At 72.2% G+C, this 21,237-nt stretch carries 12 protein-coding genes and 1 pseudogene; 5 read left to right on the forward strand and 8 right to left on the reverse strand.

Translation table 11 applies throughout. The annotated features are described in order from the left end of the window. The first annotated feature begins 191 nt into the window (after nucleotides 1-191). The gene (glgP, locus tag KKZ08_RS26820; protein ID WP_223776868.1) at nucleotides 192-2,819 is read left to right on the forward strand and encodes an alpha-glucan family phosphorylase; all 2,628 of its coding nucleotides are present in this window, start codon (nucleotides 192-194) and stop codon (nucleotides 2,817-2,819) included. A 65-nt stretch (nucleotides 2,820-2,884) separates the two neighbouring features. Here glgP and KKZ08_RS26825 read toward each other — a convergent pair whose 3' ends face one another. The 5 genes from KKZ08_RS26825 to KKZ08_RS26845 form a co-directional block, all read right to left on the reverse strand. Beyond that, nucleotides 2,885-4,516 (reverse strand): M4 family metallopeptidase, encoded by a 1,632-nt coding sequence (locus KKZ08_RS26825; RefSeq protein WP_223776869.1) that lies wholly within the window; start codon nucleotides 4,514-4,516, stop codon nucleotides 2,885-2,887. 308 nt (nucleotides 4,517-4,824) lie between these two features. Further along, nucleotides 4,825-6,897 carry a M4 family metallopeptidase gene (locus tag KKZ08_RS26830; protein WP_223776870.1) on the reverse strand — a complete coding sequence of 691 codons (2,073 nt, stop codon included), beginning with the start codon at nucleotides 6,895-6,897 and terminating at the stop codon, nucleotides 4,825-4,827. Between the two features lie 374 nt (nucleotides 6,898-7,271). After that, nucleotides 7,272-8,174, reverse strand: coding sequence for a hotdog fold domain-containing protein (locus KKZ08_RS26835; RefSeq protein WP_223776871.1), 903 nt, complete (start codon nucleotides 8,172-8,174; stop codon nucleotides 7,272-7,274). Between the two features lie 68 nt (nucleotides 8,175-8,242). Next, nucleotides 8,243-10,159 carry an ABC transporter ATP-binding protein gene (locus KKZ08_RS26840; RefSeq protein WP_223776872.1) on the reverse strand — a complete coding sequence of 639 codons (1,917 nt, stop codon included), beginning with the start codon at nucleotides 10,157-10,159 and terminating at the stop codon, nucleotides 8,243-8,245. Beyond that, the gene (locus KKZ08_RS26845) at nucleotides 10,156-12,522 is read right to left on the reverse strand and encodes an ABC transporter transmembrane domain-containing protein (RefSeq protein ID WP_223776873.1); all 2,367 of its coding nucleotides are present in this window, start codon (nucleotides 12,520-12,522) and stop codon (nucleotides 10,156-10,158) included. The genes KKZ08_RS26840 and KKZ08_RS26845 overlap by 4 nt, the downstream gene beginning before the upstream one ends. Before the next feature lie 173 nt (nucleotides 12,523-12,695). On the opposite strand from KKZ08_RS26845, the pseudogene KKZ08_RS26850 reads away from it, so the two are divergent. After that, nucleotides 12,696-13,097, forward strand: a pseudogene (locus KKZ08_RS26850) (response regulator transcription factor); the annotation flags it as partial. A 19-nt stretch (nucleotides 13,098-13,116) separates the two neighbouring features. Here the strand turns inward: KKZ08_RS26850 and KKZ08_RS26855 are convergent. After that, nucleotides 13,117-14,499, reverse strand: coding sequence for a carbohydrate-binding protein (locus KKZ08_RS26855; protein ID WP_223776874.1), 1,383 nt, complete (start codon nucleotides 14,497-14,499; stop codon nucleotides 13,117-13,119). Nucleotides 14,500-14,578: 79 nt separating this feature from the next. After that, nucleotides 14,579-15,544: a LysR family transcriptional regulator gene (locus tag KKZ08_RS26860; RefSeq protein ID WP_223776875.1), complete on the reverse strand. Its 966-nt coding sequence runs from the start codon at nucleotides 15,542-15,544 to the stop codon at nucleotides 14,579-14,581. 173 nt (nucleotides 15,545-15,717) lie between these two features. Here KKZ08_RS26860 and KKZ08_RS26865 point away from each other — a divergent pair, with 173 nt between their 5' ends. Continuing rightward, nucleotides 15,718-16,176 carry a hypothetical protein gene (locus tag KKZ08_RS26865; RefSeq protein WP_223776876.1) on the forward strand — a complete coding sequence of 153 codons (459 nt, stop codon included), beginning with the start codon at nucleotides 15,718-15,720 and terminating at the stop codon, nucleotides 16,174-16,176. On the opposite strand, the gene glgX is transcribed toward KKZ08_RS26865, so the two are convergent. Next, nucleotides 16,163-18,373, reverse strand: coding sequence for a glycogen debranching protein GlgX (glgX, locus tag KKZ08_RS26870; protein ID WP_223776877.1), 2,211 nt, complete (start codon nucleotides 18,371-18,373; stop codon nucleotides 16,163-16,165). The genes KKZ08_RS26865 and glgX overlap by 14 nt on opposite strands. A 283-nt stretch (nucleotides 18,374-18,656) precedes the next feature. Between glgX and KKZ08_RS26875 the strand changes: the two genes are divergently transcribed. Together KKZ08_RS26875 and KKZ08_RS26880 are read left to right on the forward strand one after the other, a co-directional pair. Beyond that, nucleotides 18,657-19,814: an Ig-like domain-containing protein gene (locus tag KKZ08_RS26875; RefSeq protein WP_223779205.1), complete on the forward strand. Its 1,158-nt coding sequence runs from the start codon at nucleotides 18,657-18,659 to the stop codon at nucleotides 19,812-19,814. 172 nt (nucleotides 19,815-19,986) lie between these two features. Next, a complete protein-coding gene (locus KKZ08_RS26880; protein WP_223776878.1) occupies nucleotides 19,987-21,225 on the forward strand; it encodes an Ig-like domain-containing protein in 1,239 nt (412 codons plus the stop codon). Nucleotides 21,226-21,237: the final 12 nt, after the last annotated feature.

Genomic DNA, 21,237 nt, shown 5'->3' on the forward strand with positions numbered 1-21,237 from the left:
GCCGACCGCGGCGTACGCGTCTGGAACGCGGGGCACGGCGCGTGGCACGCGAGGCGTGCGCCCCGTGCGCCGTAGTGGCGGACGGCGGCCCGCCGCTACCTTCGTGTGGCGTCGGCCGATATGTGCCGCACCTCTGTGCATTGCAGCGAATCTCCTGCGAATCCCCGTGAAACCCCGCGAAGGTGGAGACCGTGAAGGCAATCCGTCGTTTCACCGTCCGTCCCGTCCTTCCCGACCCCCTCGGCCACCTCGCCGAGCTGGCCCGCAATCTGCGCTGGTCCTGGCACCCACGCACCCGTGAACTCTTCCGGTCCGTCGACCCGGGCCTGTGGGAGGCGTCCGGCTGCGACCCGGTGCGGCTGCTCGGCGGCGTCCCGCCCGCGCGCCTCGCCGAACTCTCCACCGACGAGGACTTCCTGCGCCGCCTCGGCGAGGCCGCGGGCGACCTGCGGGAGTACGTCACCGGGGAGCGCTGGTACCAGCAGCGGGCAGGAGGATCCGCGCACCTGCCGCGCGCCGTCGCCTACTTCTCGCCGGAGTTCGGCATCACCGCCGCCCTGCCGCAGTACTCCGGAGGCCTCGGCATCCTCGCCGGGGACCACCTCAAGGCCGCCAGCGACCTCGGCGTCCCGCTCATCGGCGTCGGCCTGCTCTACCGGCACGGCTACTTCCGCCAGTCGCTCTCCCGCGACGCCTGGCAGCAGGAGCACTATCCCGTCCTCGACCCGAACGAACTGCCCCTGACCCTGCTCCGCGAGGCGGACGGCACCCCCGCCCTCGTGGCGCTCGCCCTGCCCGGCGGACGCTCGCTGCGCGCCCACGTCTGGCAGGCGCAGGTCGGCCGCGTACCGCTGCTGCTGCTCGACTCCGACGTGGAGGAGAACGACCGCGGCGAGCGCGACGTCACCGACCGGCTCTACGGCGGCGGGAGCGAGCACCGGCTGCTCCAGGAGATGCTCCTCGGCATCGGCGGGGTACGCGCCGTCCGGACGTACTGCCGGCTGACCGGCCACCCCGAACCGGAGGTCTTCCACACCAACGAGGGGCACGCGGGCTTCCTCGGCCTGGAGCGCATCCACGAACTGACCGGCCCCGCCGTGGGCTTCGACACCGCCCTGGAGGCCGTCCGCGCCGGGACCGTCTTCACCACCCACACGCCCGTCCCCGCCGGCATCGACCGCTTCGACCGGGAGCTGGTCGCCCGCCACTTCGGGCCCGACGCCGAACTGCCGCGCGTCGACGTCGGCGACATCCTGCGGCTCGGCATGGAGACCTACCCCGGAGGCGAGCCCAACCTCTTCAACATGGCCGTGATGGGCCTGCGCCTGGGCAGCCGCGCCAACGGCGTCTCCACCCTGCACGGCGCGGTCAGCCGCGAGATGTTCGCCGGCCTGTGGCCGGGCTTCGACCCCGAGGAGGTCCCGATCACCTCGGTCACCAACGGCGTGCACGCCCCGACCTGGGTCGCCCCCGAGGTCCTCGCGCTCGGCGCCCGCCAGATCGGCGAACGGCGCACCGAGGACGCCCTGTCGGTGGGCGGCTCCGACCGCTGGGACGCGGTGGCCGACATCCCCGACACCGACATCTGGGAGCTGCGCCGCACCCTGCGCGGGCAGCTCGTCGACGAGGTCAGGCGGCGCCTGTACGCCTCCTGGCGCCAGCGCGGCGCGGCCACCGCCGAGCTGGGCTGGATCGACGACGTCCTCGACCCCGACGTCCTCACCATCGGCTTCGCGCGCCGCGTCCCCTCGTACAAGCGCCTCACGCTCATGCTGCGCGACCGCGACCGGCTGATGGAGCTGCTGCTGCACCCCGAGCGGCCCCTCCAGATCGTCGTCGCGGGCAAGGCGCACCCGGCGGACGACGGTGGCAAGCGGCTCATCCAGGAACTGGTGCGCTTCACCGACGACCCGCGCGTGCGCCACCGCGTCGTGTTCCTGCCGGACTACGGCATGGCCATGGCGCAGAAGCTCTACCCGGGCTGCGACGTGTGGCTGAACAATCCGCTCAGGCCCCTGGAGGCGTGCGGGACCAGCGGCATGAAGGCCGCCCTGAACGGCGCGCTCAACCTCTCGGTCCTGGACGGCTGGTGGGACGAGTGGTTCGAGCCCGACTTCGGCTGGGCGATCCCCACGGCGGACGGCGCCGCCACCGACGACGACCGCAGGGACGACCTGGAGGCCGCCGCGCTCTACGACCTCCTCGAGCGCCGCGTCGCCCCCCGCTTCTACGAGCGGGGCCCCGGCGGGCTGCCCGACCGGTGGATCGAGATGGTCCGCAGGACGCTGACCCGGCTCGGCCCGAAGGTCCTCGCGGGCCGCATGGTGCGCGAGTACGTCGAGGAGCTGTACGCCCCCGCCGCCCGCGCCCACCGCGCGCTCGACGTCACGGCCGCAGGCGAGCTGGCGGTGTGGAAGGCCCGGGTGCGCGCGGCCTGGCCGCGGGTGACCGTCGACCACGTGGAGGCCTCGGCGACGGGTGCCACCGCCGAACTGGGCGCCACGCTCGCCCTGCGGGTGCGCGTGCACCTCGGCGAGCTGACCCCCGACGACGTGGAGGTCCAGGCGATCGCGGGCCGCGTCGACCCGGAGGACCGCATCACCGGCGCCACGCCGGTGCCGCTGAAGCCGGTCGGCGGGCCCGACCAGGAGGGGCGGCGGGTGTACGAGGGGCCGCTCGCGCTGGACCGGACGGGGTCGTTCGGGTACACGGTGCGGATCCTTCCGGCGCACCGGCTGCTGGCGGACGGAGCCGAGTTGGGGCTGGTGACCGTGCCGTCGGAGGCCACCGGTGAGGCGGCGGGAGTACTGCTGCGGTGAACGCGAAAGGGGCGGCGTCCCGTCGGACGCCGCCCCTTTCCCGGGGTATTACCTGCTGTTACCTGCTACTTGACGTTGACGCCGGTCCAGGCCGCGGCCACGCGCTTGTACTCGGTGGAGTCCGCGCCGTACAGGTCCTTCGCGGCACGCAGCGTGCCCTTGCGGGCCGCCTTGTAGTTCGTGGTCGACGTGAAGTACGTCGTCAGGGCCTTGTACCAGATCTTCTCGGCCTTGGCGCGTCCGATGCCCAGCACCTTGGAGCCGTCGGCGGTCGGCGAGTTGTACTGGACGCCGTTGATCCGCTTCTTGCCGCTGCCCTCGGACAGCAGGTAGAAGAAGTGGTTGGCGATGCCCGAGGAGTAGTGGACGTCGACGTTCCCGGCGCCGGCCTTCCACTTGTCCAGGGAGCCGCCGTCCTTGCTCGGCTTGTCCATGTAGCGCAGCGGGGTGCCGTCGCCGTTGATGTCGATCTTCTCGCCGATGAGGTAGTCACCGACGTCCTTGGGGTTCTTGGCCCTGAACTCCACGGCGGTGGCGAAGATGTCCGAGGTGGCTTCGTTGAGGCCGCCGGACTCGCCGCTGTACTCCATGTTGCCGGTCGCCGAGGTGACGCCGTGCGTCATCTCGTGGGCCGCGACGTCGATCGAGGTGAGCGGCTTCTTGTTGCCCTCGCCGTCGCCGTACGTCATGCAGAAGCAGCTGTCGTCCCAGAAGGCGTTGACGTAGTTGTTGCCGAAGTGGACCCGCGACGTGGCGCCCTTGCCGTCGCCGTTGATGCCCTTGCGGCCGTGCACGGCCTTGTAGTAGTCCCAGGTGAGCTGGGCGCCGTAGGCGGCGTCGACGGCGGCGGTCTGCGCGCTGGAGGGCTTGCCGTTGCCCCAGACGTCGTTGGCGTCCTTGAAGAGCTTGCCCGCGCCGCTCTCCGCGTGCTTCAGGTCGAAGGTGCGGTGGCCGCCGCGGGCCTTGTCGGTCAGCTCGTAGCCGCTCGTGACCTTCTTGGAGCCGACCGTCACCTTGCCGCTGTACTGGCTGTTGCCGGTGCCGTTCTCGATCTCCTGGTGCTGGTACAGCTTCTTGCCGGTCGTGGCGTCCGTGATGACGTGGAGCCTGCTGGGCGTGCCGTCCTTCTGCACACCGGTGACGACCGTCTCGTACGCGAGGACGGGCTTGCCGGAGGCGGCCCAGATCACCTTGCGCGGGGCCTGCGCGTCGGCCTGCGCGGTCTTCGCCTTCGCGGCGGTCGACTCGGCGGACCTCGCCACGGAGGACTTGGGCTGCTCGGCCTGGGTGGAGGCCACCTTGACGGTGGCCTCGGTCGCCTTGGTGACGCCCTTCGGCTCGCCGTTCTTCGCGGTGTGCACGACGAGGTCGCCGCCGAGGACGGGCAGGCCGTCGTAGGTGCGCTCGTAGCGCGTGTGGGTCGTGCCGTCGCGGTCCTTGACGACGTCGCGGACGACGAGCTTCTCCTTGGCGCCGAGGCCGATGCGCTCGGCGGTCGCCGATCTGTCGGCGTTCGCGTCCTGGAGGAGGTCCGCGCGGGCCGTCGCCGAGAGGGCGACGGGGGAGCCGGACGGCTCGGTGTCCTGCTCCGGCTGGGCGGAGGCGCCGGTGGTCAGTCCGGCGGTGAGCAGCGCTCCTGCGGCGACGGCGGTGGCTATCGCGAGCGTCGAGCGCTTGGCGGATATACGAGAGGTCACGCGGGCTCCATCTGTGGGGGCCTGGACGACATGGAGGGCCGCCCAGGGCAGAAAAAGACGCGATGCGGATGTGCGGCGTGGTGCCGCACGTGCAGCGTGTTGCGGGGAAGCGTGTCATTCGAGCCAGGTACATGTCAGCATTTTGGCCGGATGTTGGCCGGATATCGTCCGTTGAGCGATGGTCGACATACGTAATGCGAACAGGGCGTGAACGCGCCCGGCCGCCCACGCGCGCCGCCCCGGGGAGTCGATCACCCGGGGCGGCGGCGTGTCTGTGTGCTGGGCGGAACTCGCGCTGGGCGCGGGGTCTACGGGAAGGTGACCTTCCAGCTGTTGATGTAGCCCGTGTCCTGCGCGGCCTTGTCCTGGACCTTCAGCTTCCAGGCGCCGTTGGCGACCTCCGAGGAGGCGTTGACCGTGTAGGTCTCCTTGACGTTGTCCGCCGAGTCCGAACTGCTCGTCGGCTTCAGCGGGTAGACCGTGCCGTCGGGGGCCACCAGGTCGACCTGGAGGTCACCGCGCCAGGTGTGCACGATGTCGACGCCGACCTTCAGGGCGCTGGGCGCGTTGCCGGTGCGTCCGGTGACGTCGACCGTGGAGGTGACCGCGGCGCCGTTGTCGGGAATGGAGACGTCCGTGGTGTTCTCGAAGGAGGTGCCGCCGGGCTCTTCGCCACCGGGGCGGGCACCGACGTTCACGGCGGCCCAGGCGTGGGCGACCGCCTTGTACTCGGCGCTCGTCGTGCCGTACAGCTCACCGGCGACCGCGAGCGTCCCGGTGCGGGCCGCCGCGTAGTTGGTCGTCGTCGTGAACTTCGTGGTGAGCGCCTTGAACCAGATCAGCGACGCCTTGTCCCGGCCGATGCCGGTCACCGGCAGGCCATCGGAGGTCGGCGAGTCGTACTGGACGCCGTTGATCTCCTTCTTGCCGCTGCCCTCGCTGAGCAGGTAGTAGAAGTGGTTGGCGACGCCCGACGAGTAGTGGACGTCGATGCCGCCTATCCCGGAGTACCACGAGTCCTTGGACGAACCGTCCTTGCTCGGCTTGTCCATGTAGCGCAGCGGGGTGCCGTCGCCGTTGATGTCGATCTTCTCGCCGACGTAGTAGTCGCCCTTGTCCTGGGCGTTGTTGGCGTTGAACTCGACGGCCGCCGCGAAGATGTCGGAGGTGGCCTCGTTCAGGCCGCCGGACTCGCCGCTGTAGGTCATGTTGCCGGTCGCGGCCGTCACGCCGTGCGTCATCTCGTGGGCCGCCACGTCGATGGAGGTGAGCGGCTTGGCGTTGCCCGCGCCGTCGCCGTACGTCATGCAGAAGCAGGCGTCGGACCAGAAGGCGTTGACGTAGTTGTTGCCGTAGTGGACCCGGGAGTACGCGCCGACGCCGTCGCCGCGGATGCCGCTGCGGCCGTGCACGTTCTTGTAGTAGTCCCAGGTCAGCGCGGCGCCGTAGTGGGCGTCGGCGCCGGCGGTCTCCAGGTTGGCGGGCAGGCCGTTGCCCCACACGTCGTCGGCGCCCGAGAAGAGGGTGCCGGTGCCGGAGGTGCCGCGGTTCAGGTTGTACGTCTTGTGGTTGCCGCGGGTGGTGTCGGTGAGCGTGTAGTTCGACCCCGACTGGGCGGTGCCGAGCGGCACCTGGCCGCTGTACTGGGTGTTGCCCGTGCCGTTCTCGATGCCCTGCCACTGGAAGAGCTTCTTGCCGGTGGCGGCGTCCGTGACGACGTGCAGCTCGTTCGGCGTGCCGTCGTGCTGGAGACCGCCGACCACGGTCTCGTACGCGAGGACCGGCTCGCCCTTGGCCAGCCACACGACCTTGCGCGGCGCCCGGTCCGCGTCCGTCTTCCTCGAGCCCTCGGCCTTCGCGGCGCTCAGCGCCTGCTTCTCCGCGGCCGACGCCTTGACCTCGGCGCTCATGTCGATGCCCTTGAGCCGCGCCTTGGCGGCCTTGGTGACGCCCTCGGTCTTCCCCGACTCGGCGGTGTCGACGATCAGGTCGCCGCCGAGGACGGGCAGGCCGTCGTAGGTGCGCTCGTAGCGGGTGTGGACCGTGCCGTCACGGTCCTTGGTGACGTCGCGGACGACGAGCTTCTCCTTGGCGCCGAGACCGAGGTCCTTGGCGGTGTCCGCCTTGGTGGCGTTGGCGTCACGGATGAGCTCGGCGCGCTGGGCGGGGGAGAGCTTGGCGGCGAGCGCGCCGGGGTCGACCTTCCCGAGCCTCTGGGTCGCGGTGGGGGACTTCGCCGCGGGGTCGTCGGCCGAGGCGGGGCCCGCCTGGACGGCGACGGCCAACAGGGCGGCGACTGCGGAGAGGGCGCCGACGGCGGTCGCGCGGGTGCGGGCCGAACGGCGGTGGGAGGTCGGTCTGTGGGAGGTGTTTCTCAACACGGACTCCTTCTGCGCGGCCGCGGGGTGGCGCGGCCAGAGCTACCGGGCGGCTGGATCGCCGTCCGGGCAGTGCGGGGGCGGTACGCAGAACTTGGGCGGTACGCGGAACTGGGCGTTGCACAAGGGGTGTTGCGTGAAGAGAAACCGTCGCGTTGTTGAAAGCCGTGCGGCGGTCGAGGGGAAGAGTGGCACCGGAGCCGTGTCTCTGTCAGGAGCGCATCAAGAGTTGGCCGGAATTAGTCCGTTGGCCGGTTGGGCGCGTTCGGTATGCGGAGTGGTGGCCAGGGGGGTGGGGAGACTCCGGTGCGGGCGGCCCGTGCGCGGTCAGGCACTCCTCCCGCGCACGGTGCGCCGCTCGAAGCTCAGCCCGCCGATCAGCCCGTCGCCCGCGGGCGCGGGTCGATCCACAACGCCTCGCCCACCGCGCACAGCTCGCCCCGCGCCGTGGCCACCGCCACGCCCATCGTGTGCTTGCGGCCCGTCGTGGCCGTCGGCCAGGCGTACGTGATGTGGTCCTCGCCGGTGACCACCGGGCGCAGCAGCGTCGCCGTGAGCGAGGCCGTGACCGCGCCGGGCCGCAGCGTGCCGACGTGGATCCCGGCCCAGGCCGTCGGGCAGTCGAGGACGGCCCAGAGCACCTCCGTCCGCAGCCGTCCCCGCGCGTCCGCGAACGCGGGGTGCGGGGTCCAGGCGGTCGCCACCATGTCGCTGCCCGGCACCCGCGCGCAGTGCTGGCGCAGGCCCCGGTCCGGCGGCCGGTGCCCGCAGCCGAAGCAGTCCACCGACGTCCCGTCCACGGCGAGGCCCGTGAGGCCGCCGGCATGGAACGCCTCGGTCGCCGCCCGGGCCCGCTCCAGGGACGGCGCCGGCGGCACGTCGGCCACGGACACGGCGGGAGCCGGCGTCGCCGTCGCCAGCAAGGCGTCCGCCCGGCCGGTCAGCCGGGCGCCGCCGCCGTCCAGTTGCGCGAGCCTCAGCGGTACGCCGACCGGGGTCGCGGCCCGGAAGTCCACCCGGACGGTGCCGGCCGACGCGCATCCGGCGAGCAGCCCCGCGACGTACCCCCCGAAGGCGACGTCCGGATACCCCTGGTACTCCGTGGGAACGGTGCACATGCCGTGGGACCGTTCACGGACGGCCTCCGCGACCGCCTGTGACACGCCGCCGCGCGCCCCCGGTCCCCGCGACGCATCCGTGCTCGTCTCCGTGCCCGCGTTCGTCTCCATGCCCATGCCCGTGCCCGTGCCCGTGCCCGTGCCCGTGCTCGCGTCCGTCATGCCGTCGGCTCAACTCCCCGCCCGTGGTGCCGTCATGTGCTCGTCTCCCCGCCGGTGCTCCCGTGCCCTCAGCCCACCACACTCTCCCGCCACGCACGATGCAGGTCCGCGAACGAGCCCGTCCCCCCGATGAGTTCGGCGGGGCTGCCGTCCTCCACGATGCGGCCGTGCTCCATGACCAGGACCCGGTCGGCGATCTCCACCGTGGAGAGCCGGTGGGCGATCACCACGGCGGTGCGTCCGCGCAGCACCGTGTGCATGGCGCGCTGCACGGCCCGCTCGCCCGGGATGTCCAGTGAACTGGTCGCCTCGTCGAGGATCAGCACCGCCGGGTCGGCGAGCAGCGCCCGTGCGAAGGCCACCAACTGCCGCTGCCCCGCCGAGATCCGGCCACCGCGCTTGCGTACGTCCGTGTCGTAGCCGTCGGGGAGCGCCGCGATGAAGTCATGGGCGCCGATGGCCTTGGCGGCGCGCTCGATCTCCTCGCGGGTGGCGTCGGGGCGGCCGATCGCGATGTTCTCGGCGACCGTCCCGGAGAACAGGAACGCCTCCTGCGTCACCATGACCACCCCGCGCCGCAGCTCCGCACCGGCCAGCTCCCGCAGATCGACGCCGTCCAGGAGGACGCCGCCCTCCGTCGGGTCGTAGAAGCGGGCCAGCAGCTTGGCCAGCGTCGACTTGCCCGCGCCGGTCGAGCCGACCACGGCGACGGTCTGCCCGGCGGGCAGCGTCAGGTCGAAGCGGGGCAGCACCTCACCGCCCGTGCGGTAGGCGAACCGCACCCCGTCGAAGCGGACCTCGCGGCCCGGGTGCGCCGACTCCAGCGCGGGCAGCGGACGCGCGGCGGCGGCCGCCGGCTCCGGCACGGTCGGGGTCTGGGCGAGCAGCCCCGCCACCTTCTCCAGGGAAGCCGCCGCCGACTGGTAGGAGTTGAGGAACATGCCGAGCCGGTCGATCGGGTCGTACAGCCGCCGCAGGTACAGCACGGCGGCGGCCAGCACACCGAGCGCGAGGCCGCCCTCCGCGACGCGGTGCGCGCCCCACAGGACGATCCCGGCGACGGCGACGTTGGCGACCAGGCGGGAGCCGACGACATAGCGGGCCATCTCCAGGATGGCGTCGCCGTTGCTCCGCTCGTGGCGGCTGTTGAGCGCGGCGAACTCCGCGTCGTTGGCCCGCTCCCTGCGGAAGGCCCGCACCGGCCGGATGCCGTTCATGGTCTCCGCGAACTTCACGATGACGGCGGCGATCGCGGTCGAGCGGTTGCGGAACATCACCCCGGCGCGCCGCTGGTAGAGGCGTACGAGGCCGTAGAGCGGCACGAAGGACGCCACCGCGAGCGCGCCGAGGCCCAGGTCGAGCCAGAGCAGCATCGCCGAGATGTAGACGAAGGAGAGCAGGACCGTGATGAGCTCCTGGAGGCCCTCGCTGAGCAGTTCGCGCAGCGACTCCACGTCGGTGGTGGAGCGGGAGATCAGCCGCCCGGAGGTGTACCGCTCGTGGAAGTCGACGCTGAGTGCCTGGGCGTGCCGGAAGATGCGCCCGCGCAGATCGAGCAGCACGTCCTGGTTGACGCGCGCGGAGGCGACGATGAAGGCGTACTGGAGGGTGCCCGACGCGCCCGCGCAGAGCAGATAGCCCACGGCGACCGCGATGAGCGGGCCGTAGTCGTCGGCGCGCACGGCCGGCACGCCCCGGTCGATGGCGTACGCGACGAGGAGCGGCCCGGCCTGCACGACGGCCTGCTGCACGAGCAGCAGGACGGCGGCGAGGACGACGCGCCCGCGCAGCGGCGAGAGCAGCGAGCGCAGGAGGGCGCGGGTGGCGCCGGGCGGCGCGGGCAGGTCGTCCTTGTCGAAGGGGTCGTCGGCGTGTGCGGAGTGCGGGTCCGGCACGGCGCTCGGAGGTGCTTCGGCTCCGGAGTCCTCGGGGCCCGAGGGCTTCGTGGTCCGTGACGTGGACGTCGACGTCGACGAGGTGGTCATCGGGCAGCCTCCTCGGCGGTGCGGTCGGCGGTGACGGTGTTGTCGGTGGTGTCGGCCCCCGACATCAGCCAGGCGTACTCCGCGTTCTCCCGCAGCAGTTCCTGGTGGGTGCCGACGGCGGCGATGCGCCCGCCCGACAGCAGCGCGACACGGTCGGCGAGCTGCACCGTGGACGGACGGTGCGCGACGATCAGCGCGGTCGTGTCCGCGAGGACCCGCCGCAGCGCCGCCTCCACCAGCGCCTCCGTATGGACGTCGAGCGCGGAGAGCGGGTCGTCCAGGACCAGGAAGCGCGGGCGGCCCACCACCGCGCGGGCCAGCGCCAGCCGCTGTCGCTGACCGCCGGACAGGCTCAGGCCCTGCTCACCGACCTGCGTGTCCGTGCCCTGCGGCAGGGCGTGCGCGAAGTCGGCCTGCGCCACGTCGAGCGCCCGCGCCAACTCGGCCTCGCCCGCGGACTCTTCGGCGCCCATCAGGACGTTCTCCCCGACCGTGGCGGAGAACAGCGTGGGCTCCTCGAAGGCCACGGAGACCAGCGTGCGCAGCCGCTCGCGGTCCATCGCGGTGATGTCCTCGCCGTCCAGCGTGATGCGGCCACCGCTCACCTCGTGCAGGCGCGGCACCAGCGCGGTGAGCGTCGTCTTGCCGCTGCCGGTCGCGCCGACCAGGGCCATCGTCTCGCCGGGGCGGATATGGAGGTCGATGCCACTGAGGACCGGCGGTGCGTCCGGCGGTGCGTCCGGATATCGAAACACCACGTGGTGGAACCGCAGCCCGCCACCTCGGCGGGCCCCGCCGCCGGTGGAAGTGGCCATCTCGCCTTTCGGGTGCGGGCGGGCCCTGCCGTCGGTGGAAGCGGCTACCTCGCCTTTCGCGTGCGGGCGGGCCCCGTCGCTGCCGGTGGAAGTGGCCATCTCGCCCTTCGCGTCCCGGCGGGCCCCGCCGCCGGTGGAAGTGGCCATCTCGCCTTTCGGGTGCGGGCGGGCCCCGTCGCTGCCGGTGGAAGCGGCTACCTCGCCTTTCGGGTGCGGGCGGGCCCCGTCGCTGCCGGTGGAAGCGGCCACCTCGCCCTTCGCGCCCCGGCTGGCCCGGTCGCCGGTGGAAGCGGCTACCTCGCTTTCTGCGTGCGGGCCGGTCCCGCCGCCGGTGGAAGTGGCCATCTCGCCTTTCGGGTGCGGGCGGGCCCCGTCGCTGCCGGTGGAAGCGGCCACCTCGCCCTTCGCGTCCCGGCTGGCCCGGTCGCCGGTGGAAGCGGCTACCTTGCCTTTCGCGTCCGGGCGGCCCCCGTCGCCTCCGCCGGAAGCGGCCACCTCCCCCTCCGCGCCCCGGCCAACGGCACACGCGTCCGCGGCGCCCTCCGGCTCGGCGTCCATCACCTCGAAGTACCGCTCCGTGGCCGTCGCCGACTCCTGCGTCATCGCGAGCAGGAAACCGATCGACTCCACCGGCCAGCGCAGCGCCAGCGCCGTCGACAGGAACGCGACCAGCGTGCCCGCGGACAGGTCGCCGTCCGCGACCCGCACCGTGCCGAGCACGAGCGCCGCCCCGATCGCGGCCTCCGGCAGCGACATGATCACCGCGTAGATCGCAGCGAGGATCCGCGCCTTGGCCAGTTCCGTGCCCCGCAGCGTGTGCGACAGCTCGCGAAACGCCCGCGCCTGGCTGCGGTGGCGGCCGAAGCCCTTGATGATGCGGATGCCGAGCACGCTCTCCTCGACGACCGTCGTCAGATCGCCGACCTGGTCCTGCGCGCGCCGCGCCACCGCGGTGTAGCGCCCCTCGTAGTACGCGCAGACGATCACCATCGGCGCCACGGGCGCGAGCAGCACAAGGCCGAGCAGGAAGTCCTGGCCCAGCAGGATGACCACGCCGACCAGGATCGTCGCGCCGTTCACCAGCAGGAACGTCAGCGGAAAGGCGAGGAACATGCGCAGCAGCATCAGATCCGTCGTGCCGCGCGAGAGCAACTGCCCCGACGCCCACCGGTCGTGGAAGGCCACCGGGAGCCGCTGGAGGTGGCGGAAGAGGTCCGCCCGCATGGAGGCCTCCACGCGCGCCAGTGGCCGGGCGACGAGCCAGCGCCGCAGCCCGAAGAGCAAGGCCTCCGTCACCCCGAGCGCGAGCAGCAGGAGCGCCCCCAGCCACACCCCCGCGCCGTCCCCGTCGGCCACCGGGCCGTCCACCATCCACTTCAGTACGAGGGGGAAGAGCAGCCCCGTACAGGAGGCGACGACGGCCACGACGGCCGCGGTGATGAGGCGGGCCCTGACCGGGCGCACATACGGCCACAGGCGCAGCAACGACCGTACGGTGGACCGTCCTTCGGCAGGGGCGGCTGAGGCGGGGGCATCTGATTTCGGCATCAGGAGCGAGCCTACGGACGGCCACTGACAGAGCCCACCGAGTTTCGGCCCGTACGCGGTACTCCGCTGGTCGTAGGTCCAGGCGGACCCGGGGCCCCGGCGAGGTCGTACCCCGCCGTCAACCGATGCGTCTTCGAGCGCGATGGGCGATGCCCGCGCCCGCGCCGACCGACGCCCGCGCCCGCGTCCTGGTCCTCACCACGTACGACACGGACTCCGACACGCTGCCCGCGATCGAGGCGGGCGCGACGGGCTATCTGCTCAAGGACGCCCCGCGCGAGGAGCTGTTCACCGCGGTGCGCGCCGCCGCCGAGGGCCGCACGGTCCTGTCGCCCGCCGTCGCCTCCCGGCTCGTCTCACGCGTGCGTGCCCCTGGCAACGAACCGCTGAGCACCCGTGAGAGGGAGGTGCTCGCGCTCGTCGCCAGGGGCACGTCGAACCGCGCCATCGCGGCGGAGCTGTTCATCAGCGAGGCCACGGTCAAGACGCATCTCACGCACATCTACGGCAAGTTGGGCGTCAAGGACCGTGCGGCGGCCGTCGCGACGGCGTACAGCAGGGGCATCCTCGGCTGAGCGGCCGGGCGGTGGCCGATCAGGCGGCTTCCCACAGCGCCGGGGTGCTGGGCGGCTCCCAGCCCGGCTGCGCCTGATGCGGCTGCAAGCACCGGTACGTGGCACCGCCGTACGTGACCGAGTCACCCGCCGCGTACACCTTGCCGGCAGCCCACGTGCCGCCCGGCTCGGGCTCACCGGGACCAGGGCCCGGGTCGCCGCCCCCCGTGGTCCTCAGCGTCAGCCCGAACTGCTGGAGCAGCGGGTTGATCGGCTGGTGGTAGGTCGTGCCGCCGCTGCGGCAGTTGCCCGAGCCGCCCGAGGTGACGCCCTGTGCCTGGCTGCCGGAGATGTAGGAGCCGCCCGAGTCACCGGGCTCCGCGCAGACCGTCGTCCTGGTCACGCCGCTGATGGTGCCCTCGGGATAGGTGACGCTGGTGTTGTGCTGCGAGATCGTGCCGCAGTGCCACCCCGTAGTGGAGCCGGACCGGCAGATCGACGCACCCACCGGGGACTGTGTGGAGCCCCCGACGCCGACCCGCTGGCCCCCCGGGCCCTTCACGTACGGGGTGGCGGTCCACTGCGAATTCGTGGCGACCCAGGCCATGTCCCTGCCGGGGAAGATGGAAGCCTGGAACGTGCCCTGGGCCACCCGGTTGTAGCCGGTGGTCGCCGTGCCCGCGCGTCCGCAGTGCCCCGCCGTGGCGAAGCCCTGCTGGGCGCCCTTGGTGACGGAGAAGCCGATGGAGCAGCGCCCGCCTCCCATGTAGTACGGGTCGCCGCCCACCAGGTCGTACAGCGGACGCGGCCGCTCCCGCGTCTCCTGGAAGCGTACGAGGGAGGAATCCACGCCCGCGGCGGAGACGAGGGAGGTGGCGGCGGCGGCCTTGACGGCGCGCACCACGACCGCGTTGGAGCGCACGTCGACGTACCAGACGGGCGCGTCGCGCGTCGCCGTCTTCTTCGCCGCCCGGTCGAGGCGGGCCTTCGCGGCGTCCAGGCGGGCGACGGAGTGCCGCACGACCTCGGCGCTCGCGCCGCGCGCCTCGATGACGGGCACCTCGGCGGCGTCGGTGGTGGCCACGGTGAGCTTCTGGGAGGTGGCGCCGTGCACCCAGGCGCCCGCGAAGGAGCGGCCGAGCGCGTTCCGCAGGGCTCCCGCGTCGGCGCCGGCCTCGGCCTCGTTGACCAAACGAGCCTTGGCCTGCGCCGACGTGAGGCCGAGGTCGCGCTGCATCGCCTTCAAGACTCCGGGAGAGGTCTTGCCGACGGCGGCGCTCTCGGCGGGGGAGGGGAACGGGGAGGCGGCGGCGGGGTCGGTCTGGGCGGACGCGCTGCCGGGTAGCCCGGCGAGGACCAGCGCACCGGCCGCGGCGAGCGCGGCACAGGCGGCCGCGGCACGTCTGTGTGGGGTGGGGAGCATGCGGGGATCTCCTCGGGTGGCGAGGGATGAGCGGGGATCGCCTCACACCGTAGAAGCCTCAACTGCCCCTCATCAGCTGTCAGTCGACCCCCGTCCCCGGCGTTATGGAAGGCGCCGCGAGCCACGCCGTGTAGCTCTCGCTGCGGGCCGCGGCCTCGGTGTGCGCCGTACGGGCCTGCGCGAAGACCGCGGCCGCGGTGTCGTGGGCCGGGGCCGCCGGATGCCAGCCGAGCACGTGCCGCCAGTACAGCGGCGTCCCCGCGAGCGCCCGCGTCACCAGACCCGGCGTCGGCGGGAACGTCGCCCGGCACAGCCCCACCGCCCGCCCCACCTGCACCAGATGGACGCAGGACGCGACATCCGTCTCGTACACCCGCGACGGGGTGAACCCGGCGCGCGCGCACGCCGCGTTGAAGCAGTCCGCGAAGCAGCCGTCACCCGGCACGTCCGTCCACGCCTCACCGGCGAGCCGCCCCAGCTCTATCTCCTGGTGGCCGGCGAGCGGATGGCCGGTCGGCAGCATGACGAAGACGGGGTCGCGGCCCACCTCCCGCCACACCAGCAGGTCGCTCTTCGGCGGCGCGCTCGCCCCGCAGGTGCCCACCAGCGCGAAGTCGAGGCTCCCGGCCGCGGTCAGCGCCGCGATCTCCCGCTCCGACCAGGAGGTGTGCGTCGAGACGGGCACCCCCGGATGCGCGGTGGCGAGCCGGTCCACCAGGGCGCCGAGCAGCGGCCCGTGCGTCCCGCCGAGCCGGAACCCGCGGCCGTCCTCCCAGGCCCGCGCGAACCGCTGCGCCTCCTCCCGCAGCCCGCTCACCGCGGGCAGTACGACCCGCGCCCGCGCCAGCACGAACTCGCCGAGCGCGGTGGCCCGCACCCCGTGCCGCCCCCGCTCGAACAGCTCCCCGCCGAGGGCGCGCTCGATCCGCTTCAGCTGCGCGCTCAGCGCGGGCTGCGCCAGCCCGAGCACGGTGGCCGCCTTGGTCAGGCTGCCCGCGTCGGCGATCGCCCGAATCGTCTTCAGGTGCCGCAATTCGAGGTCCATGGCCCGAGCTTGGCGCCCGCCCGGGGGCGCGGCAATACTCCGGTCTGGACCAGGTGCCGGAGGCAAACCGGAGCGGTGGCTTCCGGAGGTAGGGATCACATAAGGTCACCCACGCGAACGCGCCATGATCCACATGGGGACCGCGGATCGCAGCCGGAATCCAGGGGGATCACATGCGCCGACTCGTACAGGGACTGATGGTGGCGGGCGCGGCCACGGCCACCGCGCTGTTCGCGGCGGGCCCGGCCGCCGCCGCGCCGATCTGGCAGTCCTTCACGACCAACGCGAACTGGGTCGACTGCTCGACCACGGTCAACCACCGCGTATCGGCCAACATCGCCATACAGACCTGCCTCGTCCGCACGCCGGACCGCACCAAGCAGCAGGCCGTACTCGTGCTCGCGAACCGGGGCACCAAGGGAGCGAACGTCACGCGCAACAACATCGTGACCTCCTTCGGCGGGAACGCGTCCTGCAACGACACCCGCCTCGACCCCGGCGAGCAGATCGGCTGCTTCGGCCCGACGGTGAGCACCAAGTGCGACAACGCCAACTCCGCCGACGCCTATGTGACGATCAACGGCCTGGAGGACCGCACCAACAGCGCCTCCGCCTACGTCAGGTGCGGCTGACCCGCAGCAGCAGCACCGACCGCCCCGGCACCGTCACCGCGGCCCCCGCCCGGTGCACGGTGCCCGGCGGCGCCGCCTGCTCCTCCAGCGCCGTGTCCACCACGACCTCGTAGGACCGCGCCCACGGCGGCCCCGGCAGCACGAAGTCCAGCGGCTGCTCCGCCGCGTGCAGGACGGCGAGGAAACTGTCGTCGGCCACCGGCGCGCCCCGCGCGTCACGGCCGGGTATGTCCCGCCCGGAGAGGTACATGCCGAGCGTCGCGGCGGGCGCGTACCAGTCGGCCTCCGTCATCTCCGTGCCCCGCGGCGTGAACCACGCCAGGTCCCGCAGGCCGTCCGCCGAGTGCGCCCGCCCGGAGAAGAACGCCCGGCGCCGCAGCACCGGATGCCGGTGCCGCAGCTCCATCAGGCGTGACGTCAGCGCGAAGAGCTCGCGCCATCCCGGTTCGTCCCGCAGCCCCCAGTCGACCCAGCTGATCTCGTTGTCCTGGCAGTAGGCGTTGTTCGAGCCGCGCTGCGTGCGCCCCATCTCGTCGCCCGCGACGAACATCGGGACCCCGGTGGAGAGCAGCAGCGTCGTCATGAGGTTGCGCAGCTGCCGCCGCCGCAGCGCCGTGACGCCCTCGTCGTCCGTCTCGCCCTCAACGCCGCAGTTCCAGGAGCGGTTGTCGTCGGAGCCGTCGCGGTTGCCCTCGCCGTTGGCCTCGTTGTGCTTGCGCTCGTAGGTGACCAGGTCCCGCAGGGTGAAGCCGTCGTGCGCGGTCACGAAGTTCACCGACGCGTACGGCCTGCGCCCGCCCCACGCGTACAGATCGCTCGACCCCGAAAGGCGGTACCCCAGATCCCGTACGTCCGGCAGCGCGCCCCGCCAGAAGTCCCGCACCGCCCCCCGGTAGCGGTCGTTCCACTCCGTCCACAGCGGCGGGAAGGCACCCACCTGATAGCCCCCCGAGCCCACGTCCCACGGCTCGGCGATCAGCTTCACCCGCCGCAGGACCGGGTCCTGGGCGATCACCGCGAGGAACGGCGAGAGCATGTCGACGTCGTGGAAGGACCGCGCCAGCGCCGCCGCCAGATCGAAGCGGAAGCCGTCCACCCCCATCTCCGTCACCCAGTACCGCAGCGAGTCCGTGATGAGGCGCAGGACGTGCGGCTGGACGACCTGGAGGGTGTTGCCGCAGCCCGTGTAGTCCGCGTACCGCCGCGCGTCGCCCGGCTGGAGCCGGTAGTAGCCGCGGTTGTCGATGCCCTTGAGCGACAGCATCGGGCCCAGCTCACCGGCCTCCGCCGTGTGGTTGTAGACCACGTCGAGGATGACCTCGATCCCCGCCTCGTGCAGCGCCCGCACCATCCGCTTGAACTCGCCGACCTGCTGCCCCGCCGTCCCCGACGCCGCGTACGCCGCGTGCGGCGCGAAGTAGCCGATGGAGTTGTACCCCCAGTAGTTCTTCAGCCCCCGCCGCAGCAGATGGTCCTCGTGCGCGAACTGGTGCACCGGCATCAGCTCGACCGCCGTCACGCCAAGACGTACGAGATGCTCCAGCGCCGCCGGATGCGCCAGACCCGCGTACGTACCGCGCAGCTCCTCGGGAATCCCCGGGTGCAGCTGGGTGAAGCCCCGCACATGCAGCTCGTAGATGACCGAGTCCGCCCACGGCGTCTTCGGCCGCCGGTCGTCGGCCCACTCGTCGTCCGGGGCGTCGTCGTGCACGACCACGCCCTTGGGGACGTACGGCGCCGAGTCCCGGTCGTCGCGCACGGTGTCCGCCACGTGCTGCTGGGGCCAGTCGCGCACATGGCCGTACACCTCCGCCGGCAGCGTGAAGTCGCCGTCCACCGCACGCGCGTACGGATCGAGGAGCAGCTTCGCCGGATTCCAGCGGGCGCCGGTCCACGGGTCCCAGCGGCCGTGCACGCGGTATCCGTACCGCTGCCCGGGGCGCACGCCCGGCAGGAAGCCGTGCCAGATCTCGTGCGTCAGCTCCGTCAGCGGACAGCGCGTCTCGACGACCCCGTCCCCCTCGGTGTCGAACAGGCACAGCTCCACCGCCTCCGCCCCGCCCGCCCACAGCGCGAAGTTGGTGCCCGCCACCCCGTCGGGTCCGGCCTTGAAGCGGGCGCCGAGCGGCGTCGGCGCCCCCGGCCACACCGGCCGCGTGGGCGCCACGCGCGCCGCGGCCCGCTGGCTCCCGTTCACGGCGGGGCCCCTCGGGCGCGGCGCGCCCCTTCGCCCGTGCCTCCCGCACTGTCCCTTGCTCGGATGCGCTCGACACCTGTCAGCCTCCCGCGGCTCTGTCGGCCGACGCGCGAAGAAGGGCATACGGCGTCCCGGCCGCGGCTCCCCCTACGTCGTCCTCCCCACTGTTCTGCCCAGCGCGCGCGTCGCACTCACGTTTCCCCAGGGGACGACGGTCGTTGGGTCCCACGTGAGACAGGTTGCGAGGCGCGCACGGCGCGCAGGAACCGCGCTGGCCGCGGTGGTGGCATGGGCAGGCCTGCTGGCGGGGGCAGCGGGCTGTACCGGTGGCGGACTGGACACGGTCCTCGGCAAATCGCGCTCGCCCGCGGACGCGATCCGGGTGTCGCCCGACGACGGGAGCAAGGCGGTCAAGCCCGACGAACGGTTCGAGGTGACGGTCCCCGGCGGCCGGCTGGAGTCCGTCGAGGTGGTCCGGACGCAGGACGCGCAGAAGTTCGAGGTGCCCGGCCGCATCAGCGTGGACGGCATGACCTGGCGGCCGGTGGACAAGGGCCCGCTCGCGGTCGCCGCCACGTACGCCGTCGACGCCGTCGCCCTGGACGGCCACGGCCGCCGCTCGGCCCGGCACACCACCTTCCGCACGGCCGTCCCCGACGAGCGCTTCGTCGCCTACGTGGCGCCCGAGAACCGCTCCACGGTCGGCACCGGAATGATCATCTCCCTGGAGTTCAACGAGGAGGTCCGCAACCGCGCGGCCGTCCAGCGCGCCATCCACGTGAGCGCGCGCCCGGCCGTCGACATCCGCCCGCACTGGTTCGGCGGCACCCGCGTGGACTTCCGCCCCGAGAAGTACTGGAAACCCGGCACCAAGGTCACCGTCGCCCTGCGCCTGCGGGACGTCGAGGCCGCCCCCGGGGTCTACGGCCTCCAGGACAAGACCTTCGCGTTCACCGTCGGCCGCCACCAGCAGTCCCTGGTCGACGCCGCCGAGCACACCATGGAGGTACGCCGCGACGGCGAGCTGATCTCCACCGTGCCGATCACCGCGGGCGCTCCCAAGACCACCACGTACAACGGGAAGATGGTGGTGACGGAGATGCTGGAGGTGACCCGCATGAACAGCCGCACCGTCGGCTTCGGCGGCGAGTACGACATCCCCGACGTGCCGCACGCCATCCGCCTGACGACCTCCGGCACCTTCCTGCACGGCAACTACTGGGCGCCGGACGCCCCCGGCAGGAAGAACGTCAGCCACGGCTGCGTGGGCCTGCGCGACGTGAAGGGCGGCAGCTCCAAGACGCCCGCGGGCTGGTTCTTCGACCGCACCCTCATCGGGGACGTCGTCGAAGTGGTCAACAGCAAGGACCGGAAAGTCGCTCCCGACAACGGCCTCGGCGGCTGGAACATGGCGTGGAAGGACTGGGTGAAGTCGGGGTGAGACGGCTGACCAAGATCCATCCGCACCCCACGGGCAGTTGGAACGGAACGGTGACATTGGCGGGGAGTCGCCGCCCGGATCCGTGTGGTTATCTATCGCTTGCGCGTGGCTGAAACGCGCAGGTGCACTGGGGTGCGGGCCTGGATCCAGGCCGTGCGAGGGGAGACACATCGTGAACGGGCGACCTATATCGGGGGCTTCGGCGGACGCGCGTGGGCGCGTGCGGCGGAGGGGCGCCAGAGGACTGACGGCAGTGCTGTCGGGAGCGGCACTGCTGGCGGTCGCGGCATGCGGGGGCGGCGGCTCGGACGCCGGGGACGACGGCAAGGACAAGGCGGACAAGAACGCGCCGTCGGCGGCCGTCGTGACGATAGCCCCCAAGGACGGCGCGGAGTCGGTGGCCACCAGCGGCGCCCTGAAGATAGCCGCCGACAAGGGCAAGCTCTCCGAGGTCAAGGTCGTGGACAGCAAGGGCAACCCGGTCCCCGGCAAGATCACCTCGGGCGGCACCGGCTGGACCCCCGCGCACCACCTCGCGGCGGCCACGAAGTACAAGGTCCACGCGGTCGCGAAGGACTCCGAGGGCCGCGCGTCCGCCAAGGACACCACCTTCACCACGCTGACCCCGAAGAACACCTTCATCGGCCAGTTCACCCCGGAGGACGGCGCGAAGGTCGGCGTCGGAATGCCGTTCTCGGTGAACTTCACCCGGGGCATCACCGACCCGGAGGCCGTCGAGAAGGCCATCCAGATCAAGACCGAGCCGTCGGTGCCCGTCGAGGGCCACTGGTTCGGCAACGACCGCCTCGACTTCCGCCCGGAGAAGTACTGGAAGCCCGGCACCAAGGTCACCGTCAAGCTCAACCTCGACGGCGTCGAGGGCCGCCCGGGCGTCTACGGCAAGCAGTCCAAGACCCTGAAGTTCACCATCGGCCGCAGCCAGGTCTCCACCGTCGACGCCAAGACGCACCAGATGACGGTCGTCCGCGACGGCAAGCAGATCAAGAAGATCCCGATCACCGCGGGCGCGCCCGGCACGACCACGTACAACGGCGAGATGGTCATCAGCGAGAAGCTCCAGGTGACCCGGATGAACGGCGAGACCGTCGGCTTCGGCGGCGAGTACGACATCAAGGACGTCCCGCACGCGATGCGCCTGTCGACCTCCGGCACGTTCATCCACGGCAACTACTGGTCGGGCGGCGCCTTCGGCAACACCAACGCCAGCCACGGCTGCATAGGCCTGAGCGACGTGCGCGGCGGCTACAGCAAGAAGACGCCCGGCGGCTGGTTCTTCAACAACTCGATGATCGGTGACGTCGTCGTCGTGAAGAACTCCGCCGACAAGAAGATCCAGCCGGACAACGGCTACAACGGCTGGAACATGCCGTGGGAGGAGTGGAAGGCGTAAGCCCTCCCGGTG

The organism is Streptomyces sp. 135 (assembly GCF_020026305.1).
GTDB lineage: Bacteria > Actinomycetota > Actinomycetes > Streptomycetales > Streptomycetaceae > Streptomyces.

Excerpts from the sequence above, each read along its gene's own strand:
- KKZ08_RS26835 (WP_223776871.1), bottom strand. The coding sequence starts at position 8,174 with ATGACGGACGCGAGCACGGGCACGGGCACGGGCACGGGCACGGGCATG.
- KKZ08_RS26840 (WP_223776872.1), bottom strand. The coding sequence starts at position 10,159 with ATGACCACCTCGTCGACGTCGACGTCCACGTCACGGACCACGAAGCCC.
- KKZ08_RS26845 (WP_223776873.1), bottom strand. The coding sequence starts at position 12,522 with ATGCCGAAATCAGATGCCCCCGCCTCAGCCGCCCCTGCCGAAGGACGG.
- KKZ08_RS26855 (WP_223776874.1), bottom strand. The coding sequence starts at position 14,499 with ATGCTCCCCACCCCACACAGACGTGCCGCGGCCGCCTGTGCCGCGCTC.
- KKZ08_RS26860 (WP_223776875.1), bottom strand. The coding sequence starts at position 15,544 with ATGGACCTCGAATTGCGGCACCTGAAGACGATTCGGGCGATCGCCGAC.
- KKZ08_RS26865 (WP_223776876.1), top strand. The coding sequence starts at position 15,718 with ATGCGCCGACTCGTACAGGGACTGATGGTGGCGGGCGCGGCCACGGCC.